Below are 18,683 nucleotides of genomic sequence, written 5' to 3'. Positions count from 1 at the left end.
CCGCTTAGAGCCGTGCCCGATGGCAACGCGGTCGGGCACGGCTCTAAGCGGTGTGGGCCGATGCGATCCAGAGCTTCCACATGGAGCGGAAGGCCTCGCCCATCTCCCGCGCGAAGCGGGCATGATCCATCAGCGGACTGGCGAAGACGCGCTCGCGCAGGCCCGCGCGGAGGGTGCGCAGCCGGTCCGGATCGCGCGCAAGCGCCACCGCGCAGGCCACATACTCCTCCGGCGTCTCGACGGCGAGTTCGTCGAGCCCGACCGTCGCCAGCAGCGACGAGCCGACTCTCGCCACCGCGTGGCCGCCCCGCAACGCGATGAGGGGCACGCCCATGCTGAGCGTGTCGCAACTCGTCGTCCCGCCGTTATAGGGGAAGGAATCGAGGGCGATGTCGAACTCGTGGTAGAGCGCGTAATAGCCGGTCGTGGTGCGGGGATGCAGGCGCACCCGCTCGATCGGCAAGCCGGCCTCGGACAGCCGCGCCTCGACCTGGGCCCGGATCTCCGGCGTCTCGACATCGGCCACGACCATGAACAGGCGGGCATCGGGCAGCGCCCGCAGGATGGTGGCCCAGGCTTGCAGCGCGCCATCGCCGATCTTCTCGAAGCGGTTCATCACGCCGAAGGTGATGAAGCCGTTCTCCTCGAAGGGCGGACGAGGGCGCGCCGGAGGAGCCCCCTCGGGCAGCTCGTAGGTCGCCGAGACGCCCGGCAACCACCACACCGTCTCCGTGTGAAGGCTCTTCGGTTGGTCGCGCAGATCGAGGCCGGAATCGGTCAGGCGGTAGTCCATGGCGCTGAGGCCGGTCGTCGCCGGATGCCCCAGATACGACACCTGCACCGGCGCGGGCTTGCGGGCGAAGACGAGCAGGCGGTGGCCGGCGCTATGCCCCGAGAGGTCGACGAGGATGTCGATCGCGTCCGCCTCGATCAGGTCCGCGGCCTCGTCGTCGTCGAGGCCGGCGATGTTGTGCCAGCCATCGAACCATTGGCGCAGGCGGGCCGAGACCGCATCCTCCGCGGCCTGGGTCATGTAGGCGCGCGCCTTGAACTGCGTCTGGTCGAGATGGCGCAGGAGCGGCTCGATGAAGCGCGCGACGGCGTGCGTGCAGAGATCGCCCGAGACGAAGCCGATCCGCAGCGGCCGGTCGGGATCACGGTCGTTGAGGAAGGGGCGCCGGCGCCGGAGCGGGTCGGCGAAGCGCGCGCCGAAGCTGCGCGCATCGGCGGCGTAATCGGCGTGCGAGATGCCCTCGGCATAGAGCTTGGCGAACAGCCGGTTGGAATGGGCGGTGATGTGGCTGGGATCGGCCGCGAGCGCCTGAGTGAAGCTCGCGATCGCTTCTCGGAGGTGGCCGAGGCTCTTCAGGCTGCAGCCGAGATTGTTATGGGCATTGGACAGGCCCGGATCGAGGGCGATCGCACGCCGGGCGTGGGTCACGGCGGCGCTGTGCTGGGTGATGCGCTGATAGACGCCGGCCAGATTCGAATGCGCGATCGCCAGATCGGGATCGAGGGCGACCGCCTTCTCCAGCGCCGAGATGGCGCCGGTATGATCGCCCATCGTGATCAAGAGGGCGCCGAGACTGCTGAAATAGGCGGCGTTGTCGGGCTCGCGGTAGATCGCGATGCTGAACAGGTCGAAGGCCTGTTGGTGCCGGCCCTTCCCGGCGGCCACGGCGCCCGCGAGATGGGTCGCGTTCGCATGGGTCTCGTCCAGGCCGATGACGAGATCGGCCAAGGTCTCCGCCGTCGAGAGGTCGCCCGCATTGTAGCGCTCCTGCCCCCGGGCGAAGGCGTGGTCGGCGAACTCCTTGAGCACGGCGCGGGACGCGTCGTCCGCGAGGCCCCGGCTCCGGAACTGCTCCATCAGAGCGCGCGCCTCGCCGAGCCGGTTCAGCACGAGGAGCGTGACGGCGAGGGCGAGCCAGTGGCGCGGGTATTCCGGTTCCGCGCGAAGGGCGGCCACGAAATGCGGGATGGCCGAATCCGGTCCGTCCGACCTGCTGGCCAGGACGCCGAGTTCATGATGCGCGCCCGCATGATAGGGAGCCGCCTCGAGCACGCGCTGAAGGTTGCTGCGGGCCTTCTGGAACCGTCCGGCGGCGGCATGGGCGACGGCTTTGGCGAGGATACGCTCGACCGGGTCCGTCGCGTGGGCGCGCTCACTCGTGCGTGATCTGCGTTGTTCGAGCATGCCCGGCGTTCCTGAGACGGCGGGACGTTAAGATTCCGATGCCTAACAAGTCCTTAATGTGGCCCGGCAAGGCAGCTCACGGCAGCTCTCGGGGCGGGGGCTGGACAGTGGGGGGGAGGATCGCCCTGTTCGAGGGCGCCGGCCGTTGCCTGGCTCGGAAGACCACCGCCGAGCGGGTGCCGTTCGCCTCCGGTCGCCGAGAAGAGGCTCTCGGCGACAGCGTTGCCGGCGGGATCGCCGGCCGGATGCCACTGGGTTGGACAGCGCCTTAGTTGAACAATTCCTTGACGTTCTTGACGAGCAGCTTCGGCTGGTGCGTGAGCAGGCGGGTGCCGTTCTTGGTGTCCCCGGTCATGCTCAAGACTCCTCCGAGGATCGTCCCCATCGTATGGTGGACCACGCCGAACAGGTCGCCGGCGGATACTTGATCGAGCGCTGCGTCTGACAGCGGGACGGAATGGTCATTGATGGTCTGAGCGGTCGTGACCCGAGAAACAGTGAGATCGGTCATGAGAAGAACTCCGAAATCTGGCGCGATGCCTTGCTTGCGCCTGTCGTGATGGACACCGGATCGCCCCGGCTTGGCTGTGTTCGAGGACACGTTGCCCCTCGCCGCCCTCGCCGCCATCCACAGATCGGCGCTGAGGCGCCGGGCATCCGGGCCGGGGCGTGCCCTCGCCGCCATGGATCTGGGAGCGCAGGCATCAGCCGACGGCTCCGGCGTCGATGCCGGCGCCTGATCCGGGCGTTGGCGGTCGGCTCTACCCCACGAAACCGGTCGGGTGTCCTGTTGAAAACCCGATTTGTTCTGTTTACAGAACGCGCTCGTGGGGCGGTCGGGGCCGCCCCGGCGTATCACCGAGATCGAGGGGACGTTCCGATGTCAGAGGAACGCGCGGCGCGTACCGTCGCCGCAACGAATGGCGTCGCACAGGACACGGCCTTCGGAGCCGTGATCTCGCCCATTCACCTGTCCACGACGTTCAAATTTCCCGCTTTCGAGAAGCCCGGCCCCTACGACTATTCACGGCTCGGCAACCCGACCCGCGACCAGCTGGCGGACACCATCGCCAAGCTCGAGAACGGGGCGCGTGCCGTCATGGTCTCGAGCGGCATGGCGGCTCTCGAACTCGCCCTGTCGAGCCTGCGCCCCGGAGACCTCCTGGTCGCGCCGCACGATTGCTATGGCGGCACCTACCGTCTGCTCAGCATGCGCGCGGAGCGCGGGCATTACCGCGTCACCTTCGTCGATCAGTCGGACGAGGCGGCCCTGGCGGCGGCGCTGGCGCAGAAGCCCCGCGTCGTGCTCATCGAGACCCCGAGCAATCCGCTCATGCGGGTGGTCGACATCCGCCGCACGACCGCCCTGGCCAAGGCTGCCGGAGCGCTCGCCGTCGTCGACAACACCTTCCTGTCGCCGGCCCTGCAGCAGCCGATCGGCCTCGGGGCGGATCTGGTCGTCCACTCCACCACCAAGTTCCTGAACGGGCATTCCGACGTCATCGGCGGAGCGGTGGTGGCGGCGGACGCGGCCGTGGGCGAGGAACTGGCCTCCTGGGCCAATACGATCGGCATCACCGGATCGCCGCTCGACGCCTATCTGACGCTGCGCGGCGTCCGAACCCTGTTCGTGCGCGTGGAGCAGCAGCAGAGGACGGCCGCCGCCATCGCCGCCTTTCTCGAAGCCAGCCCGGCCGTGGCGCGCGTCCATTATCCGGGGCTCGCGAGCCATCCGGACCATGCCCTGGCCAAGGCTCAGCAGAGCGGCTTCGGCGCGATGCTCAGTTTCGAACTCGCCGGCGGCCTGGAGGCCGTGCGCGCCTTCGTCGGGGCGTTGCGGATCTTCACCTTGGCCGAGTCGCTCGGTGGTGTCGAAAGCCTGGTCGCGCATCCGCCGACGATGACGCATGCGGCGATGGATCCCGGGGCACGGTCGACTGCCGGCATCACCGATGGCCTGCTTCGGCTGTCGGTCGGCCTGGAGGCCGAGGGCGATCTTCTGGCCGACCTCACCCATGCCCTGGACGCCGTGCGGGAGAACTGAGCGACGGATCACCCTGAGCGCCTGTTGCCCGAAGGCGCCTTGCGCGAGCACAACAGGGAAGATCCGCCATGAAGGCCGTCACCATCGCCCTCGCGAGCACCCTCGTGCCCACCTCCGCCGCCTTCGCGCAAAGCCCGGGCGCTTCCGACACGGCCAACAGCACGGGGGCCAACGATGCGGGCTCCGGCGCCTCGCCGGGCTCGAAGGGCAAGGGCGGCGACAGCCGCCATTGAGAGTGCCTCACAAAACTCCCGCTTCTGCATCGTGGCCTGTCTGGCCGCGACGGCGCAGCGGGAATTTTGTGAGAGACACTAAGGCGCTCTCCGCAGACGCGGCGGCCGGTCCGGCGAAAGAAAGAGCATCGAAACACCGGCTCGCCGCCGGATCGACGCCGTCTGGAAGGAAGCCGGGAGCGGGGAGGTGGTAAACCTCCGGCCCTCCCCGCCGAACATCATCCACCCACCTGCGGTTATTCTCAGCTGCCCGAAAGACGGCGTCGAGGAAGCGCAACAGGAGAGGGCGATGCGAACATCCGCCTTGATCATGACTGCCGGTCTGCTGGCAATGAGCGGCGCTGCATGGGCAACCGACCCCTCGGGGAAGGCCGAGGGCCGCATGCAGGGCTCGCCGAACGCGGCCGGATTCGACAAGAAGGACGGCACGGGAGCGACGGGGCCGGGCGCCTCGAGCCACGCGCCGGGCCAGGAGATGAAGCAGGACGGGCGGATGCAGGGCTCCCCCAACGCAGCGGGCTTCAAGGGGAAGGGCGCGGGCGCATCGTCCGGGTCGAGCGAAGGCCGCTGAGGCGCGTATCCGGTCGGACGCGGGCGGATGGTGCCGAGCCCCGCCCTGTGTTCGGCCGGAGGTGGATGACGCGCATGGAACGGGCCTCCCGGTCCGTTGCCGACATGCCAGGGTCACCCGCGGCAGCGCCCGATCATGTCCTCACGCTCTTGGTAGAGAGGATGGTGTCGATAGAATCGGGCCGAGCATATCGGCCGCCATCACGCGCAGCGAAGCGTCGCGCTGCCGTTCCGGCCGTCGGGCCGGTCCCAGAAGCGAAGGCTCATCAAGGGCACTGAGGGCGCAACGAGCCCGCTGCACCTTGCGAGTGCGCTTCTGTCAAAACCGCGCTCGCGGCACGGACTGCTCAGCAGGATATTTTGTCTGGCTTTAAGCTTCTGAGAGAGTGGCCGTTCTCAGAAAATTGGTGCCCAGGAAAGGACTCGAACCTTCACCTCTTGCGAGACTGGTACCTGAAACCAGCGCGTCTACCAATTCCGCCACCTGGGCGCCGGGTCGCTTGCGACCGGCGATGGGGTTCGTTTAGGGGGCGGCGGCGAGGGCGTCAATCGTTGTTTCGCCTGCCGCCCGCCAAAAATGTCGAGGCCGGAGTCTGCGGCGCGGGAGCAACACTGCCCGCGCCGCCTCAGGGCCGTGGTCTCAGTTGCGCCACTCGCGGATGTCGACGAAGCGACCGGCCACGGCCGCCGCCGCCGCCATGGCGGGGGAGACGAGGTGCGTGCGCCCGCGCGGACCCTGGCGGCCCTCGAAATTGCGGTTCGAGGTCGAGGCGCAGCGCTCGCCGGGCCTCAGCTTGTCCGGGTTCATGCCGAGGCACATCGAGCAGCCGGGCTCGCGCCAGTCGAAGCCCGCCGCCTTGAGGATGCGGTCGATGCCCTCGGCCTCGGCCTGCGCCTTCACCAGGCCGGAGCCCGGCACCACCATCGCCGAGACGCCGTCATGCACCTTGCGGCCCTCGACCATCTTGGCGACGATGCGCAGATCCTCGATGCGGCCGTTGGTGCAGGAGCCGATGAACACCCGGTCCAGGGTGAGATCGGTCATCTTCGTGCCCGGCGTCAGGCCCATATAGGCCAGGGCCTTCTCCTTGGACTGACGCTTGTTCTCGTCGGCGATCTGCGCCGGATCGGGCACCGTGCCGAGGATCGAGACGATGTCCTCCGGGCTCGTGCCCCAGGAGACGAGCGGGGGGAGGTTGCCCGCGTCGAGGCGGATCTCCCGGTCGAAATGCGCGCCTTCGTCCGTCGTCAGGCTCTCCCAGTAGCGGCGGGCGGCGTCGAACGCCGTGCCTTTCGGCGCCTTCGGGCGGTCCTTGACGTAGGCGTAGGTGGTCTCGTCGGGGGCGACCATGCCGGCGCGGGCGCCGCCCTCGATCGACATGTTGCAGATCGTCATCCGCCCCTCCATCGACAGGGAGCGGATCGCCTCGCCGGCATATTCGATGACGTGGCCGGTGCCGCCGGCGGTGCCGATCTCGCCGATGATCGCCAGGATGATGTCCTTGGCGGTCACGCCTGGCGCCAGGCTGCCGTCGACGGTGATGCGCATGTTCTTGGCCTTGCGCTGGATCAGCGTCTGGGTGGCGAGCACGTGCTCGACCTCCGAGGTGCCGATGCCGTGGGCCAGCGCCCCGAAGGCGCCATGCGTCGAGGTGTGGCTGTCGCCGCAGACGATGGTCTGTCCCGGCAGGGTGAAGCCCTGCTCCGGCCCGATGATGTGGACGATGCCCTGGCGCCGGTCGAGGGCGTCGTAGAACTCGATGCCGAAATCGCGCACGTTCTCGGCGAGCGCCTCCAGCTGGGTGCGGCTCTCAGGATCCTCGATGCCCTTGCTGCGGTCCGAGGTCTGCACGTTGTGATCGACCACGGCGAGCGTCTTGCCCGGCGCGCGCACCGTGCGGCCGGCCACGCGGAGCCCCTCGAAGGCCTGGGGGCTCGTCACCTCGTGCACGAGGTGGCGGTCGATGTAGAGGAGGGCGGAGCCGTCCGGCTGAACATCGACGACGTGGTCGTCCCAGATCTTGTCGTAGAGAGTGCGCGGCGCGGTCATGGTGCGGCTGTTCTGACGAGTTGAGGGCTCCATCGCGGAAAACGCCCCCGCCGGGCCGCGAAAGCCTGCGGCCGGACCTTGGGGAATATCCGGAAGAGATCCTTGTGTAATGCTCCTCCGGCGATTTCGGAAGGGCGGCAACGCACATGACACTTTTGCCGCGTGCCCGCGCATCGGCTGGACCGGCGCCCGGTGCGGCCTTACTCCGGCTTCATCGTTCGATCATCGCCGGGAGGGCGTGAGCCGGTGCCGCCAGACGAGACGCCCGAGATCCTGCTGATCCGGCAGACCCGCCCCGACGTGGCCGGGCGGCTGTCCGAGCGGTTCCGCCTGCACCGGCTGGAGGAGGCGCCCGACCGCGACGCCTTCCTCGGCGCGGCGGGCCCGCGCATCCGGGGGCTCGCGGTCGGGGCGATGTGCCCGATCGATGCGCGACTGTTCGACCGGCTGCCGCGGCTCGAGATCGTGGCGAGCTTCGGCGTCGGCTACGACAGCATCGACGTGGCGGAGGCCCATCGCCGCGGCATCGTCGTGACCAACACGCCGGACGTGCTCTCCGACGAGGTCGCCGATCTCGCCCTCGGCCTCCTGCTCGCCACCATCCGCCGCATCCCGCAGGCGGATCGCTACCTGCGGGCCGGGCGCTGGCGGGAGGGCAGCTTCCCGCTCACCACCAGCCTGAGGGAGCGCCGGGTCGGCATCCTCGGCCTCGGGCGGATCGGGCGGGCCATCGCCCGGCGGCTCGAAGGGTTCGGCGTGGCGATCGCCTATCATGGCCGGACGCCGCAGGCGGACGTGGCCTACACCTATCACGACAGCCTGCTTGGGCTGGCGAAGGCGGTCGACGTGCTGATCGTGGCCTCCCCCGGAGGGCCGGGCACCCGCGGCCTCGTCGATGCGGCGGTGCTGGCCGCGCTCGGGCCGGAGGGCATCGTCGTCAACATCGCCCGCGGCAGCGTGATCGACGAGGCGGCGCTGATCGCGGCCCTGCAGGCGGGGACGATCCACGGGGCCGGGCTCGACGTGTTCGAGAACGAGCCGCAGGTGCCGCAGGCGCTGATCGATCTCGATCAGGTGGTGCTGCTGCCGCATGTCGGCTCGGGCTCGCACCAGACCCGGGCGGCCATGGGCCGGGTGCTGACCGACAACCTGTTTTCCTGGTTCGACGGCAAGGGCCCGGTGACGCCGGTGCCGGAGACGCCCTGGACGGGCCGATGACGAGGGGGCGGACGATGAGGATGCGGGTCGTGGCGGCGCTGGCCGTGCTGGCGCTGGCGGGTGGGGCCGCCAAGGCGCAGGACCCAGCGCAGGACAAGACACAGGACCAAGCGCCCGCCTCGGACCCGGCTCCCGGCTCATCGGCGCCGTCCGCCCCGGCGGGTGGGCTCGCGACCCTGCCCGATACCCTGGCGGGCGCCGCCGGCACCTGGGATCTCGCCCTGGAGGGCGGGATGCGGCGCTGCGTGCTGACGCTCGCCCTGGATACCGGCCCGAGCGGACGGGTGGTGCGCTTTCCCGCCGGCTGCCGCCGGGCGCTGCCGATCCTGGCCGGGATCGGCGGCTGGCTGTTCACGGGCGACGAGGGCATCCGCCTCGTCGACCGGAACGCGCGGCCCCTGCTCGCCTTCGCCAAGAGCCCGGACGGGATGAGTCTCGGCGCCACCGCCGAGAACGGCGAGCGCTACAACCTCGTGCCCCTGCAGATCGCCGCGAGCCGGCCGCCCGTCCCCGGCGCGGCCGCTGCCACGCCGGTCGCGACGGCGGAGCCCGGCGCCCCGGCCGCCCCTGCGGAAGGCCCGGCCCTCGGCCTCTACGCCCTGGACCGTGCCACGCAGAAGGATGTCTGCCGGCTCGAATTCTCCGCTCCGACCGAGGCGGAGAAGGAGGGGGCCGCCGTGCGGGTGTTGCCGGAGTGCCGCGACAGCGGGATCACCGTATTCGATCCCGTGAGCTGGCGCTTCGCCAACGGCCATCTCACCCTCAAATCCCGCCGCGGCCACGCGGTGAACCTCGTGGCGATCGGGGAGGGGCGCTGGCGGCGCGACCCCGAGATCGGCGTCACCCTGGTGCTGCGGAAGGTCGAGCCTTAAGGCCGGGGGGACCCGAGAGCGCCCCTCAGAACAGCGGCCGCAGGGCGAGGTGGAGCCCGAGAGCCAGCAGGCCGAGGAAGAAGCAGCGGCGGAACACCCGCTCGCTGACCCTTCCCCGGACCCAGCCGCCGAGCACCATGCCGATTCCGGCGGGGACGAGGGCGAGGAGGGAGATGCCGGCCATGTTCAGCGACAGGGCGCCGCCGCCCGCCAGGGCCACGGCCAGCGCCACGGTGGAGACGGTGAAGGACAGGCCGAGCGCCTGGATCAGGTCGTCCTTGGTCAGCCCCAGCGCGCTGAGATAGGGCGCGGAGGGAAAGGACGAGACGGCGGTGGCGGCCGTCACCAGCCCCGTCGCGGCGCCGATGACCGGCCCGAGCCATCGTTCCATGGCGGGCGGGACGTGGAGCTTGAGGGCGGCGAGGCCGACCGCGGCATAGGCGATCAGGGCGAGCCCGAGGAAGATGGTGGCCTGGACGCCGTAATGGCCGTGCAGGATGGCCGCCGCGACCAGGGTGCCGACCACGCTCGCTGCCAGCATCGGCCAGAGCCGGCGCAGCAGGACGCCGAAGCGCGGGCCGGCGACGAGCTGCCAGACATTGGTGACGAAGGCCGGCACGACGAGCAGCGCCGCCGCCTGGACCGGCGCCATCACGAGGCTCAGGAGCCCCATGGCCACGGGCGGCAGGCCGAGCCCGACCATGCCCTTGACGAAGCCGGCGAGCAGGAAGGCGGAGGCCGCCACGGCGAGGGGCAGGGGGTCGAGGCTGAAGGTCATGCTCGGTCTGATGAATGGGGACGGGGATCAGTCGTGGAGCAGCATGTCGCGAGAGAGGGCCTGACGCTCGGCCTCATCCTCGGCCTCTCCGGTGACCGCCGGCGCGACGGCCGGCCGGGTCACGGCCGCCCGTGGTGCCGCCGCCGGACGGTCGGCGTCGTGCCGGAGGATCACGACCAGGGCGGTGAGCCCCGCCAGCAGCAGGGTCGCGGTTTCGAGCAGGGTGTCGCTCGCGGCAGAGGTGGTGCGTGCGTGGTGGGCCATGGGCGAAGAGTGGCACGCTCCGGTCCTGCGACAATGCGGAAGTGCAGGAAGCCACCCTTCGGTTGAGCCGAAGGGTCTTCTCAGGGCTTGCCCGGTGGCGCCTGCGCGCCGACGATCCGGGCATGCGTTTCGACCTGACCGACCTGCGCCTGTTCCTCCACGTCGCGGAGGCCGAGAGCATCACCCGCGGCGCCGAGCGGGCCGGACTGGCCCTGGCCTCGGCGAGCGAGCGCATCCGCGGCATGGAATTGGCGGGCGGCGTGCCGCTGCTGGAGCGCCACCCTCGCGGGGTGCGGCCGACACCGGCCGGGCTCGCCGTGGTCCACCATGCCCGGCTGATGCTGGGGCAGCTCGAACAGATGCGCGGCGAACTGGGCCAATATGCCCGCGGCCTGCGCGGCCATGTCCGGCTCCTGTCGATCACGGCGGCGGCGGCGGCCTCGCTGCCGGAGGCCTTGTCGGGCTTCCTCGCCGCGTATCCCACCATCGACATCGACCTGGAGGAGCGCACCAGCCGCGAGGCCGTCGACGCCCTGGCCGGAGGGCTCGCCGATCTCGGCATCGTCGCCGACACGACCGATCTCGGCGCCCTCGAAACCCTGCCGCTCTATCTCGACCGGATCGTCCTCGTCGTGCCGCGGGAGCACGCATTGACCGAGCGGAGCGCGGTCGCCTTCCGGGAAGTGTTGGACGAGCCCCTGGTCGGCCTCAGCCATAGCCGGTCGCTGCAGGCCTATCTCGCCACCCATGCCGCCCGGGCCGGCCGGCCGTTCAAGCTCCGGGTGCGCCTGAACGGGCTCGATTCGGTCTGCCGCATGGTGGAGCGTGGGGTCGGCGTGGCGATCGTGCCCGAGGCGGTGGCGCGGCGCGCCGCCGAGACGCTGGCGATTCGCGCGATCCCCATCGACGAGCCCTGGGCCCTGCGCCGCCTGAGGCTCTGCACCCGCAGCTTCGCGGCGCTGACACCCCATGCGCGGCAGCTGGCGCAGCATCTGGCCGAGCATCTCGGCGCCGAGCCATCGTAACGGCGTCCCGTCCCAGGGCTTTGCCCTGGACCCGCGAGAGGGCTTGCCCTTTCGAAACCCGCCCCCGGCCCGGCCGGGAGCGTCACATCGTCCGGTTCCGCGAAGGCCCCGCCACCGCCTGCGACGGGGCCTTCCGGCTCAATGCTGCAAAGTCGTGGTGAAGCCGCCGCCGCGAATGCGCTCGGGCAGGGTCTCGGCATAGCGGGCGGTGGCGTCCTCGCCATAGGTCGCGACCAGTTCCTGGAAGGCGGCGAAGAGCGCGGCCTGGGCCATGCAGTCGCCGTCGATCCCGTCGAGGCACCCTTCCGCGAAGGCTTCTGTCACGAGGCCGAGCGCGAGCCGTTTGCTCTCCGCGTCGGAGTCGAAGGCAGCGGGGACGGTATCTGGAATCATGGCGGGCGGCTTCGCTTCTCAGCCGGAACCATGCCGGCAAGACATCGCCACGATACGGTGTCCTTAACGGGCCGGGAAGCCGGGAATTGCGAAGAGGTTAATGCGAAGGCGCGATTGCGAAAGATTTTCGCAAGGGCTCCGCAATGTGGCGCCCGTGCCACAGGGAGCGCGTCAGCCTCCGAATCGCCCGGCGATGGCGTGCGACAGGCGCTCGCCCTCGGCGATGAAGCGGCGGGCGGCCTCGTCCGCGGCGGGGGTGCAGACCCGGTAGGTCAGGCTGTAGCCGCGGAAGCCGCGGTTATAGGCCCCGGCCAGCCGGTCGCGGCGGCCCTGCGTCACCCCTTCGGTGTCGAGGATCGCCTTCATCCGCGCCGGCCATTCGGCGGCGTCCGGTGCGGTGCAGAGATTGCGCAGGAAGGCCAGCGCCCCGACGATCTCGGACAGGCGCATCAGGTCGCGGTCGTAGGGGGCGGGCGGCGGCTCGGCCGGGGCCGCAGGTTCCTTGTCTTTCTCCTTCTCCTGCGGCTTCGGCGCGGATTTGGCCGCCGCCCGCTGCTGGGCGGTGGCCTCGGCCCAGGGGAGGGCGACCAGGGGCGCGGCGGCCAGCAGGGCGCCGAGCATCAGGCGCGCGACGCGGGCACTCATGCCGAACCTTCCGCCGCGCTCACGCGGGAGAACGCCTCGCGCAGGGTGTCGATCAGTCCCGGCGTGGTCTGCAACGCGGCAACCTCTTCGAGTCTCGCCCAGCGCACGGCGAGGGCCTCCGGCCCCGGCGCCGGCTCGATGTCGCGCCAGAGGGCGGCATGGGGGTGGATGACGTAGTGGTGGCGGATGCGGTTGCCATCATCCCGCAGGATGATCTCGGTCGGCGTCAGGCTCGGCCCGACGACCTCCGCCACGGAGCCGACCTCCTCGCGCAGCTCGCGCAGGGCGGCCGCGGCGAGGGATTCGCCCGCCTCCACGAGGCCGCCCGGCAGGGTCCAGACGCCCCGCATCGGCTCGTTGGCCCGGGCGGCGAGCAGCACGCGGCCGTCCCGGATCACCGCGACCGAGACGCCGATCAGCGGGCGGCTCGGGAACAGCCGCCCCTCCGCCTGCCCGTCCGCCCGATCCCCTGGCCCGTTCCCCTGCGGCGGCTCGGTCACGGAGCGCCCGCCGGAAGCGCGACGACACGCCCATCGGCGAGGCCGACGAGGATCGTCCTGGCGGTTCCGCCGGCTTCGAGCGCGGCGACGCCGAAGGCGGCCGGGGCGGGCAGGGCGACCCGCAGCCGCTCGCGGGGCTGGCCGTCCTTCAGGGACAGCAGGACGAGGGCGCCGCGGCCGGAGACGGGCAGGGCGAGGTCGGGCAGCTCGCCCCCACCCCGGAGGACCGGGGCGGCGAGATCGGCCTCCTCGCCGGCCACCGGGCCGGCATAGCCCGGCCATTCACCCGACAGGCTCAGGGTTCCCTCGGCATAGCGCCAGAGCTGGAGCAGGCCCTTGCCCTCGGGCGCGCGGATCGCGGCGATCTGCGGCCGGCCGGTTCCGGCGAAGTCGGCGATGCCGGCGAGGGCGAGGGGGGCGCCCTCCGGCCCCTCGCCCGCCTGCGGCGGCGTCTGCGCCGAAAGGGTCCAGGAAGCGAGCTGCCCGGCGGGTTGCTCCGCAGGGGATTTGACCGCGACGGCGAGGCCGGAGCCGGCCGGGCCCTGCGCCGTCACCGCGACGACCGCCGGGCGGCCGTCGAACGATGCGATCCGGGGCGGGCGGCCGGCGAAGACCCGGTCCGGCCCCGGCGCCAGGGTCTGGGTCGCCACCGGCACCGTCTTCGGCTCGGCGGTGACACCGAGCGGCTGGCGCTCGCGCAGGGTGAGAACCGTTCCCTGACCCGGCGCACCGCCCAAGGCCCGGGTCGGCCCCGTGAGATAGGCGCTCAAGGGCCCCTCCAGGGCGCGCCGGGAGCCGGGCACGGCCCCGCGCGGCGTCTCGGCGGCGGCGAAGCCCTCGACCGCCTCGGCGCCGACCAGGGTGGTGCGCAGGCTGTCCCCGTCGAGGCTCAGCACGGCCCCGCCGCCCTCGCCCCAGACCACGACGACGGGCGGTGGGGCCGCGCTCGCGGTCGCCTTCGGGGCGGCGCTCGCGCCGGAGCGGGCATGGGCGACCGGCAGCAGCCCCGAGGTCGCCACCGCCAGCGCGACGTCGCTGCCGGGGCCGCGCATCGCCTTGATCCGGAACGGCAGCGCGACCGGCTCCGGCGGGGGCGGTTCCGCCGCGCGAACGGGAAGGGCGGCGAGCGAGAGCAGGGCGGCCACCGCCCGGCCCGCCCGCTTGCGCCGGGCGGGGGACCTGTGCCGCGGCGGACGCTCCGGCGCCGCCCGGCCGTCAGACATGCTGGCCGCCGTTGATGTGGAGTTCGGCGCCGTTCACGTAGGAGGAGGCTTCGGTGCAGAGGAAATAGATCGCCTTGGCCACCTCGTCGGGGGTGCCGAGCCGGCGCTGCGGGATCTGCCGCACGAGCTTGTCGGTGCCGGGCGAGAGGATCGAGGTGTCGATCTCCCCGGGCGAGATCGCGTTGACCCGCACCCCGAGCGGCCCGAAATCGGCGGCCATCTCCCGGGTGAGACCGGCCAGGGCCGATTTCGAGGTGCCGTAAGCCGCCCCCGCGAAGGGATGGACCCGCGAGCCGGCGATCGAGGTGACGTTGACGATCGAGCCGCGCGCCCGGGTCAACTCGTCGCACAGGCCCCGCGCCAGCAGGATCGGCGCGAAGAAGTTCACTTGGAAGACGCGGGTCCAGTCCGCGTATTCGGTGGTGAGCGCACCGAGCCGTTCGCCTTCCGGGCCCTTGGGCGAGATGCCGGCATTGTTGACCAGGGCGTGCAACAGGCCGCCTTCGGCGGCGAGCCGCTCGGCCACCTCCTTGACGCCGCGAATCGTGTCCTGCGCGTCGGCGAGATCGACCTGGAGGTGGTCCTCCGGTCCCATTTCCCAGGGGCAGTTCTCGGGGAACGGATGGCGCGAGCAGGTGATGACCCGCCAGCCGGCGGCGGAGAAGCGTTTGACGGTGGCATGCCCGATGCCCCGGCTTGCGCCAGTGAGCAGCATCACCCGTCGACGGTCGTTGGATGAGGCCAAGGCCGGGATCCCTCGCTGCCCGCAAAGAGCGTCGCAGTGAGCGCGCGGGGCGGGCCTTCGAGCCTAGGGATAAGCCGCGCCTTGCCGGAAATCCAGGGTCCGCGCTGCATTGCGAAAGATGCCGCGACGCCGGCATCGGCGGAGCGTCGGTCTCGCCTCCGTTCGCGCGCTTGCTCCCGGGGCGGGCTTCATGCGAGCGGGGGAGGGAGAAACCGGCGGGCGGAGGGATGGAACCCAGGTGAGCGAAGCGGAAGCGAGGCCGATCGTGCTCGTCGTGGAGGACGACGCCGTGACCCGACGCGCCGCGGTCGAGATGATCGCGGAGGCGGGCTACGCCGTGCGGGAAGCCACGGACGGCAACGTCGCGATCCGCCTGCTCGACGAGGAGGAGGGCGTGCGCGTGGTCGTGACCGACATCGACATGCCCCTCGGCATTGACGGCATCCGGCTCGCCGCCTGCATCACCCGGCGCTGGCCCCGGATCGGCATCGTCATCACCTCGGGCAAGGTGCTCCCGATCCCCGGCGACGTGCCGCCGGAGGCGCTCTTCCTCCGCAAGCCCTATTCCGAGGAAAGCCTCGTCGCGGCGATCCGCTCGCGGATGGGTTGATCCCGCCCGCGGCTCCCGGCCTACGGGTAGAGCCGGGAGCGGGCCCAGCCCTCGCCCTCGCGGGTGAAGCGCACCCGGTCGTGCAGGCGGTAGGCGCCGTTCTGCCAGAATTCCAGCTGCAGCGGTTCGATGCGGAAGCCGCGCCAATGCTCGGGGCGCGGCACCGGGCCGTCCTCGTATCGGGCGGAGAGGGCGGCGACCTCGGCCATCAGGGTCGGGCGGTCGGTGAGCGGGCGCGATTGCCGGCTCGCCACGGCGCCGATGCGGCTGTCCCGGTGGCGGCTCGCGAAATAGGCGTCCGATTCCTCCCGTGTGACGGGACTCACCGGGCCGCGGGCGCGGATCTGCCGGCCCAGGGACTTCCAGTGCAGCACCGCCGCGGCCTGGGGGTTGGCGCGGAGCTGCTCGCCCTTGGCCGATTCGGCATTGGTGTAGAAGACGAGTCCCCGGGGATCGAGGCCCTTCAGCAGCACCACCCGCACGTCGGGCAGGCCGTCCGCGTCGGCGGTGGCCAGAGCCATGGCGTTGGCGTCCGAGGGCTCCGAGGCCTCGGCCTCCGCCATCCAGGCGGCGAACAGGGCCCAGGGGTCCGACGACAATGTGAAGTCCTCGGGGTGGACCGCCGGTTCGCCGGGATCACCCTCTCTTAACCGATCGATGGCCATTTTCTTCCCTGTGGCAGCCGGGTCGGGGGGCACCGACGTCGGGCGGCACACCCTGTCGGACCCCCGTCTGCCTCGAGTTCAGGTGTAATGCGTCTGCGTCTGTGTAAAGCCCTCGCGGGCCCTCCCGCATCCCGGATCGCGCGTCTCCTGACCCTCGGCCTGGCGGCAGTCTCCTGCGCGGGGTGCAGCGGGCCGGTCCTGTCCTTCCGGTCGGAGGAGGCGCCGGTCGTGCCCGAGCCCCTGGTCACCGGCAGCATCCCGAAGCGCCCCGCCAGCTTCGGGCGCGACCTCGACGCCGAGGATTGGCGCCGCGCCCATGCGGCGCTCTCGGTCGCCCTCGACCCGCAGGGCAACGGGCGTCCGGTGAAGTGGGAGAATCCCGAGACCGCCATGCGCGGCGCGATCAACCCGACCGGCCTGCCCTACGTGGCCGGCGACGAGATCTGCCGCGACTTCCTGGCGACTGTGGTCGGCCACGCGAACAGCCGCTTCGTGCGCGGCACCGGCTGCAAGCCGTCCGGCGGCGAGTGGGAGCTGAAGCGGGTGCGCTCGGCGAAGTCCTGATTCCGGCGAGGGACGGCCGGCGCGACTGTCCTCGCGCATTCGTGAGCGGATCGATGGAAGGGGTGTTGCAGAACCGCAACGCCTTTCCCACGTTGAAGCCACGCGGCGAAGGCCGTATCCCTCAACGGTTGCGACCCCCTCAAAAGATTCCCGATGCGAAACCCCTACGACGTTCTGGGTGTGCCCAAGGGCGCGAACGAGGCCGAGATCAAGAAGGCCTTCCGTAAGCTCGCCAAGGCGTACCACCCCGACAGCAACAAGGATCCCAAGGCCAAGGAGCGCTTCGCCGAGGCGAACACCGCCTACGAGATCCTGGGCGACAAGGAGAAGCGGGCGCAGTTCGACCGCGGCGAGATCGACGCCGAGGGTAAACCGCGCGCGACCGGTTTCGAGGGCTTCTCCGGCTTCGGCGGCGGGCGCGGCGGCGGCTTCGACTTCGACGGCTTCGCCCGCGCCCGCGGCGCCGGCGGCGGAGCGGGTCCGGGCGGTGTCGGCGAGGATTTCATCAGCCACATCTTCGGCGAGGCGTTCCGCGCCGGCGGGGCCGGGCCCGGCTTCGGCCGCGGCGGTCCGGCGCGCGGCGAGGATGTGGCGGCCGAACTCAGCGTCTCGCTGGAACAGGTCGCGGGCGAGGAGAAGATGCGCATCGGCCTCCCCGGCGGGCGCGATGTCGACGTGATGATCCCCAAGGGCGTGGTCGATGGCCAGACCATCCGCCTGCGCGGCCTCGGGGGCTCCGCCGGTCCCCGGGGCGAGCCGGGCGACGCGCTGCTCACCATCCGCATCCAGCCCCATCCCCTGTTCAAGGTCGAGGGGGCGGACCTGCGCACCACCGTGGACCTGCCGCTGGAGGATGCCGTGCTCGGCGGCACCCTGCGCGTGCCGACCCTGACCGGCGCGGTCGAGATGAAGGTGCCGGCGATGACCGGATCCGGCCGCACCTTCCGCCTGCGCGGCAAGGGCCTGCCGAAGAAGGACGGCAGCCGCGGCGACCTCTTCGCCACGACGGCGGTGGCCCTGCCGGCCGGCGACGATCCGGCCCTGACCGAATATGCCCGCCGCCGCCGCGAGGCGAAGGCCGGGACGGCGTGAGCCGACCGTCCGTGACGGCGCCGAGGCCCGGCAGGGCCTCGGGTGCCCGTCTTCGCCTTCAGGCTTCCCCCCCTGGCGGGCCTCCGCTAAGGAAGCCCCCAGTCTAGGGGCGCCCCTCGAGAGGCGCCGACGCGGCCGAAGCGAAGGTGACGCATGTCGGATCAGAAGCCGGGCGGGCTGCTCGCGGGAAAGCGCGGGCTGGTGCTGGGAGTGGCCAATAACCGCTCGATCGCCTGGGGCATCGCCCGAAGTGCCGCCGCCCACGGGGCGGAACTCGCCTTCACCTATCAGGGCGAGGCCCTGAAGAAGCGCGTCGAGCCCCTGGCCAAGGAACTCGGCGCCAGGGTCGTCGGCCATTGCGACGTGACCGATCCGGCCTCGATCGATGCCGTCTTCGCCGCCACCGCCGAGGCCTTTCCCGAGGGCATCGACTTCGTCGTCCACTGCGTCGCCTTCTCCGACAAGGACGAGCTGACGGGCCGCTACCTCGAGACCTCGGAGGCGAATTTCACGAAGTCGCTGCTGATCTCGTGCTATTCCTTCACCGCGATCGCGCAGCGGGCGGAAAAGATCATGCGCGAGGGCGGCTCGCTGCTGACCCTGACCTATTACGGCGCCGAGAAGTGGATGCCCCACTACAATGTGATGGGCGTCGCCAAGGCCGCCCTGGAGGCCTCCGTCCGCTACCTCGCCGCCGATCTCGGGCCGAAGCAGATCCGCGTCAACGCGATCTCGGCCGGGCCGATCAAGACGCTGGCCGCCTCCGGCATCGGCGACTTCCGCTACATCCTCAAATGGAACGAGTACAACGCGCCGATGCGCCGGACCGTGACCATCGAGGAGGTCGGCGAGACCGCGGCCTACCTGTTCTCCGACATGTCCCGCGGCATGACCGGCGAGATCCTGCACGTGGATGCGGGCTACCACGTCGTCGGCATGAAGAACCCCGACGCGCCGGACATCACCCGCGAGCGGGATTAGCGCATCGTCCCGAA

The 18,683-nt window shown here is 71.1% G+C and carries 22 protein-coding genes and 1 tRNA gene; 11 read left to right on the top strand and 12 right to left on the bottom strand.

Annotated elements, in window-relative coordinates; genetic code table 11:
* Positions 1-43: 43 nt before the first annotated feature.
* Together MZTS_RS03950 and MZTS_RS03945 are read right to left on the bottom strand one after the other, a co-directional pair.
* Positions 44-2,197 (bottom strand): O-linked N-acetylglucosamine transferase family protein, encoded by a 2,154-nt coding sequence (locus MZTS_RS03950; protein WP_192281806.1) that lies wholly within the window; start codon positions 2,195-2,197, stop codon positions 44-46.
* A 268-nt stretch (positions 2,198-2,465) separates the two neighbouring features.
* A complete protein-coding gene (locus MZTS_RS03945; protein WP_192281803.1) occupies positions 2,466-2,708 on the bottom strand; it encodes a hypothetical protein in 243 nt (80 codons plus the stop codon).
* Positions 2,709-2,778: 70 nt separating this feature from the next.
* Between MZTS_RS03945 and MZTS_RS03940 the strand changes: the two genes are divergently transcribed.
* The 4 genes from MZTS_RS03940 to MZTS_RS03925 all read left to right on the top strand — a co-directional run bounded on the left by MZTS_RS03940 (position 2,779) and on the right by MZTS_RS03925 (position 5,045).
* On the top strand, positions 2,779-2,937 hold the full coding sequence (locus tag MZTS_RS03940) for a hypothetical protein (protein WP_192281800.1): 159 nt from the start codon (positions 2,779-2,781) through the stop codon (positions 2,935-2,937).
* Between the two features lie 140 nt (positions 2,938-3,077).
* The gene (gene metB / locus MZTS_RS03935) at positions 3,078-4,241 is read left to right on the top strand and encodes a cystathionine gamma-synthase (protein ID WP_192281797.1); all 1,164 of its coding nucleotides are present in this window, start codon (positions 3,078-3,080) and stop codon (positions 4,239-4,241) included.
* 68 nt (positions 4,242-4,309) lie between these two features.
* Complete coding sequence (locus MZTS_RS03930; RefSeq protein ID WP_192281792.1) at positions 4,310-4,474, top strand: hypothetical protein; 165 nt, start codon at positions 4,310-4,312, stop codon at positions 4,472-4,474.
* Between the two features lie 289 nt (positions 4,475-4,763).
* Positions 4,764-5,045, top strand: coding sequence for a hypothetical protein (locus MZTS_RS03925; protein ID WP_192281789.1), 282 nt, complete (start codon positions 4,764-4,766; stop codon positions 5,043-5,045).
* Positions 5,046-5,449: 404 nt separating this feature from the next.
* Here MZTS_RS03925 and MZTS_RS03920 read toward each other — a convergent pair.
* Both MZTS_RS03920 and leuC read right to left on the bottom strand, forming a co-directional pair.
* Positions 5,450-5,534 (bottom strand) — tRNA-Leu (locus tag MZTS_RS03920).
* 150 nt (positions 5,535-5,684) lie between these two features.
* Positions 5,685-7,094 carry a 3-isopropylmalate dehydratase large subunit gene (gene leuC, locus MZTS_RS03915; protein WP_192281786.1) on the bottom strand — a complete coding sequence of 470 codons (1,410 nt, stop codon included), beginning with the start codon at positions 7,092-7,094 and terminating at the stop codon, positions 5,685-5,687.
* Positions 7,095-7,340: 246 nt separating this feature from the next.
* On the opposite strand from leuC, the gene MZTS_RS03910 reads away from it, so the two are divergent.
* Positions 7,341-8,312: an NAD(P)-dependent oxidoreductase gene (locus tag MZTS_RS03910; protein WP_009866394.1), complete on the top strand. Its 972-nt coding sequence runs from the start codon at positions 7,341-7,343 to the stop codon at positions 8,310-8,312.
* Between the two features lie 14 nt (positions 8,313-8,326).
* A complete protein-coding gene (locus tag MZTS_RS03905; RefSeq protein WP_192281783.1) occupies positions 8,327-9,184 on the top strand; it encodes an AprI/Inh family metalloprotease inhibitor in 858 nt (285 codons plus the stop codon).
* A gap of 25 nt (positions 9,185-9,209) precedes the next feature.
* Here the strand turns inward: MZTS_RS03905 and MZTS_RS03900 are convergent, their stop codons facing one another.
* Together MZTS_RS03900 and MZTS_RS03895 are read right to left on the bottom strand one after the other, a co-directional pair.
* The gene (locus MZTS_RS03900) at positions 9,210-9,962 is read right to left on the bottom strand and encodes a sulfite exporter TauE/SafE family protein (protein ID WP_192281781.1); all 753 of its coding nucleotides are present in this window, start codon (positions 9,960-9,962) and stop codon (positions 9,210-9,212) included.
* 27 nt (positions 9,963-9,989) lie between these two features.
* Positions 9,990-10,226: a hypothetical protein gene (locus MZTS_RS03895; protein ID WP_009867076.1), complete on the bottom strand. Its 237-nt coding sequence runs from the start codon at positions 10,224-10,226 to the stop codon at positions 9,990-9,992.
* A 122-nt stretch (positions 10,227-10,348) separates the two neighbouring features.
* Here MZTS_RS03895 and MZTS_RS03890 point away from each other — a divergent pair, with 122 nt between their 5' ends.
* The gene (locus MZTS_RS03890) at positions 10,349-11,251 is read left to right on the top strand and encodes a LysR family transcriptional regulator (protein ID WP_009867075.1); all 903 of its coding nucleotides are present in this window, start codon (positions 10,349-10,351) and stop codon (positions 11,249-11,251) included.
* Positions 11,252-11,389: 138 nt separating this feature from the next.
* Here MZTS_RS03890 and MZTS_RS03885 read toward each other — a convergent pair whose 3' ends face one another.
* From MZTS_RS03885 to MZTS_RS03865, 5 genes are all read right to left on the bottom strand, one after another.
* Positions 11,390-11,644: a hypothetical protein gene (locus MZTS_RS03885; protein ID WP_009867074.1), complete on the bottom strand. Its 255-nt coding sequence runs from the start codon at positions 11,642-11,644 to the stop codon at positions 11,390-11,392.
* Positions 11,645-11,815: 171 nt separating this feature from the next.
* Positions 11,816-12,289 (bottom strand): TIGR02301 family protein, encoded by a 474-nt coding sequence (locus MZTS_RS03880; RefSeq protein ID WP_192281778.1) that lies wholly within the window; start codon positions 12,287-12,289, stop codon positions 11,816-11,818.
* Positions 12,286-12,789 carry an NUDIX domain-containing protein gene (locus tag MZTS_RS03875; RefSeq protein WP_009867072.1) on the bottom strand — a complete coding sequence of 168 codons (504 nt, stop codon included), beginning with the start codon at positions 12,787-12,789 and terminating at the stop codon, positions 12,286-12,288. The genes MZTS_RS03880 and MZTS_RS03875 overlap by 4 nt, the downstream gene beginning before the upstream one ends.
* Positions 12,786-14,012 (bottom strand): hypothetical protein, encoded by a 1,227-nt coding sequence (locus MZTS_RS03870; protein WP_192281775.1) that lies wholly within the window; start codon positions 14,010-14,012, stop codon positions 12,786-12,788. The genes MZTS_RS03875 and MZTS_RS03870 overlap by 4 nt, the downstream gene beginning before the upstream one ends.
* On the bottom strand, positions 14,005-14,727 hold the full coding sequence (locus MZTS_RS03865) for an SDR family NAD(P)-dependent oxidoreductase (protein WP_192281808.1): 723 nt from the start codon (positions 14,725-14,727) through the stop codon (positions 14,005-14,007). The genes MZTS_RS03870 and MZTS_RS03865 overlap by 8 nt, the downstream gene beginning before the upstream one ends.
* 268 nt (positions 14,728-14,995) lie before the next feature.
* Here MZTS_RS03865 and MZTS_RS03860 point away from each other — a divergent pair, with 268 nt between their 5' ends.
* Positions 14,996-15,367: a response regulator gene (locus tag MZTS_RS03860; protein WP_192281772.1), complete on the top strand. Its 372-nt coding sequence runs from the start codon at positions 14,996-14,998 to the stop codon at positions 15,365-15,367.
* A 20-nt stretch (positions 15,368-15,387) separates the two neighbouring features.
* On the opposite strand, the gene pdxH is transcribed toward MZTS_RS03860, so the two are convergent.
* On the bottom strand, positions 15,388-16,032 hold the full coding sequence (gene pdxH / locus MZTS_RS03855; RefSeq protein WP_192281769.1) for a pyridoxamine 5'-phosphate oxidase: 645 nt from the start codon (positions 16,030-16,032) through the stop codon (positions 15,388-15,390).
* 87 nt (positions 16,033-16,119) lie between these two features.
* On the opposite strand from pdxH, the gene MZTS_RS03850 reads away from it, so the two are divergent.
* The 3 genes from MZTS_RS03850 (at position 16,120) to fabI (ending at position 18,669) form a co-directional block, all read left to right on the top strand.
* The gene (locus MZTS_RS03850) at positions 16,120-16,596 is read left to right on the top strand and encodes an RT0821/Lpp0805 family surface protein (RefSeq protein WP_192281766.1); all 477 of its coding nucleotides are present in this window, start codon (positions 16,120-16,122) and stop codon (positions 16,594-16,596) included.
* 153 nt (positions 16,597-16,749) lie between these two features.
* Positions 16,750-17,688, top strand: coding sequence for a DnaJ C-terminal domain-containing protein (locus MZTS_RS03845; protein ID WP_192281763.1), 939 nt, complete (start codon positions 16,750-16,752; stop codon positions 17,686-17,688).
* Between the two features lie 153 nt (positions 17,689-17,841).
* The gene (gene fabI / locus MZTS_RS03840; RefSeq protein ID WP_192281760.1) at positions 17,842-18,669 is read left to right on the top strand and encodes an enoyl-ACP reductase FabI; all 828 of its coding nucleotides are present in this window, start codon (positions 17,842-17,844) and stop codon (positions 18,667-18,669) included.
* Positions 18,670-18,683 lie beyond the last annotated feature (14 nt).

Origin of the sequence: Methylorubrum zatmanii, from assembly GCF_014845115.1 — a bacterium.
Lineage (GTDB): Bacteria > Pseudomonadota > Alphaproteobacteria > Rhizobiales > Beijerinckiaceae > Methylobacterium > Methylobacterium zatmanii.
Note: the sequence above shows the minus strand (reverse complement) of the source record. Positions and strands in the feature narration are given on the sequence as shown.

Coding starts and splice junctions, on each gene's coding strand:
- MZTS_RS03950 (WP_192281806.1), bottom strand. CDS start 2,197: ATGCTCGAACAACGCAGATCACGCACGAGTGAGCGCGCCCACGCGACG.
- MZTS_RS03945 (WP_192281803.1), bottom strand. CDS start 2,708: ATGACCGATCTCACTGTTTCTCGGGTCACGACCGCTCAGACCATCAAT.
- metB (WP_192281797.1), top strand. CDS start 3,078: ATGTCAGAGGAACGCGCGGCGCGTACCGTCGCCGCAACGAATGGCGTC.
- MZTS_RS03930 (WP_192281792.1), top strand. CDS start 4,310: ATGAAGGCCGTCACCATCGCCCTCGCGAGCACCCTCGTGCCCACCTCC.
- MZTS_RS03925 (WP_192281789.1), top strand. CDS start 4,764: ATGCGAACATCCGCCTTGATCATGACTGCCGGTCTGCTGGCAATGAGC.
- leuC (WP_192281786.1), bottom strand. CDS start 7,094: ATGACCGCGCCGCGCACTCTCTACGACAAGATCTGGGACGACCACGTC.
- MZTS_RS03905 (WP_192281783.1), top strand. CDS start 8,327: ATGAGGATGCGGGTCGTGGCGGCGCTGGCCGTGCTGGCGCTGGCGGGT.
- MZTS_RS03900 (WP_192281781.1), bottom strand. CDS start 9,962: ATGACCTTCAGCCTCGACCCCCTGCCCCTCGCCGTGGCGGCCTCCGCC.
- MZTS_RS03895 (WP_009867076.1), bottom strand. CDS start 10,226: ATGGCCCACCACGCACGCACCACCTCTGCCGCGAGCGACACCCTGCTC.
- MZTS_RS03890 (WP_009867075.1), top strand. CDS start 10,349: ATGCGTTTCGACCTGACCGACCTGCGCCTGTTCCTCCACGTCGCGGAG.
- MZTS_RS03885 (WP_009867074.1), bottom strand. CDS start 11,644: ATGATTCCAGATACCGTCCCCGCTGCCTTCGACTCCGACGCGGAGAGC.
- MZTS_RS03880 (WP_192281778.1), bottom strand. CDS start 12,289: ATGAGTGCCCGCGTCGCGCGCCTGATGCTCGGCGCCCTGCTGGCCGCC.
- MZTS_RS03870 (WP_192281775.1), bottom strand. CDS start 14,012: ATGTCTGACGGCCGGGCGGCGCCGGAGCGTCCGCCGCGGCACAGGTCC.
- MZTS_RS03865 (WP_192281808.1), bottom strand. CDS start 14,727: ATGCTGCTCACTGGCGCAAGCCGGGGCATCGGGCATGCCACCGTCAAA.
- pdxH (WP_192281769.1), bottom strand. CDS start 16,032: ATGGCCATCGATCGGTTAAGAGAGGGTGATCCCGGCGAACCGGCGGTC.
- MZTS_RS03850 (WP_192281766.1), top strand. CDS start 16,120: ATGCGTCTGCGTCTGTGTAAAGCCCTCGCGGGCCCTCCCGCATCCCGG.
- MZTS_RS03845 (WP_192281763.1), top strand. CDS start 16,750: ATGCGAAACCCCTACGACGTTCTGGGTGTGCCCAAGGGCGCGAACGAG.
- fabI (WP_192281760.1), top strand. CDS start 17,842: ATGTCGGATCAGAAGCCGGGCGGGCTGCTCGCGGGAAAGCGCGGGCTG.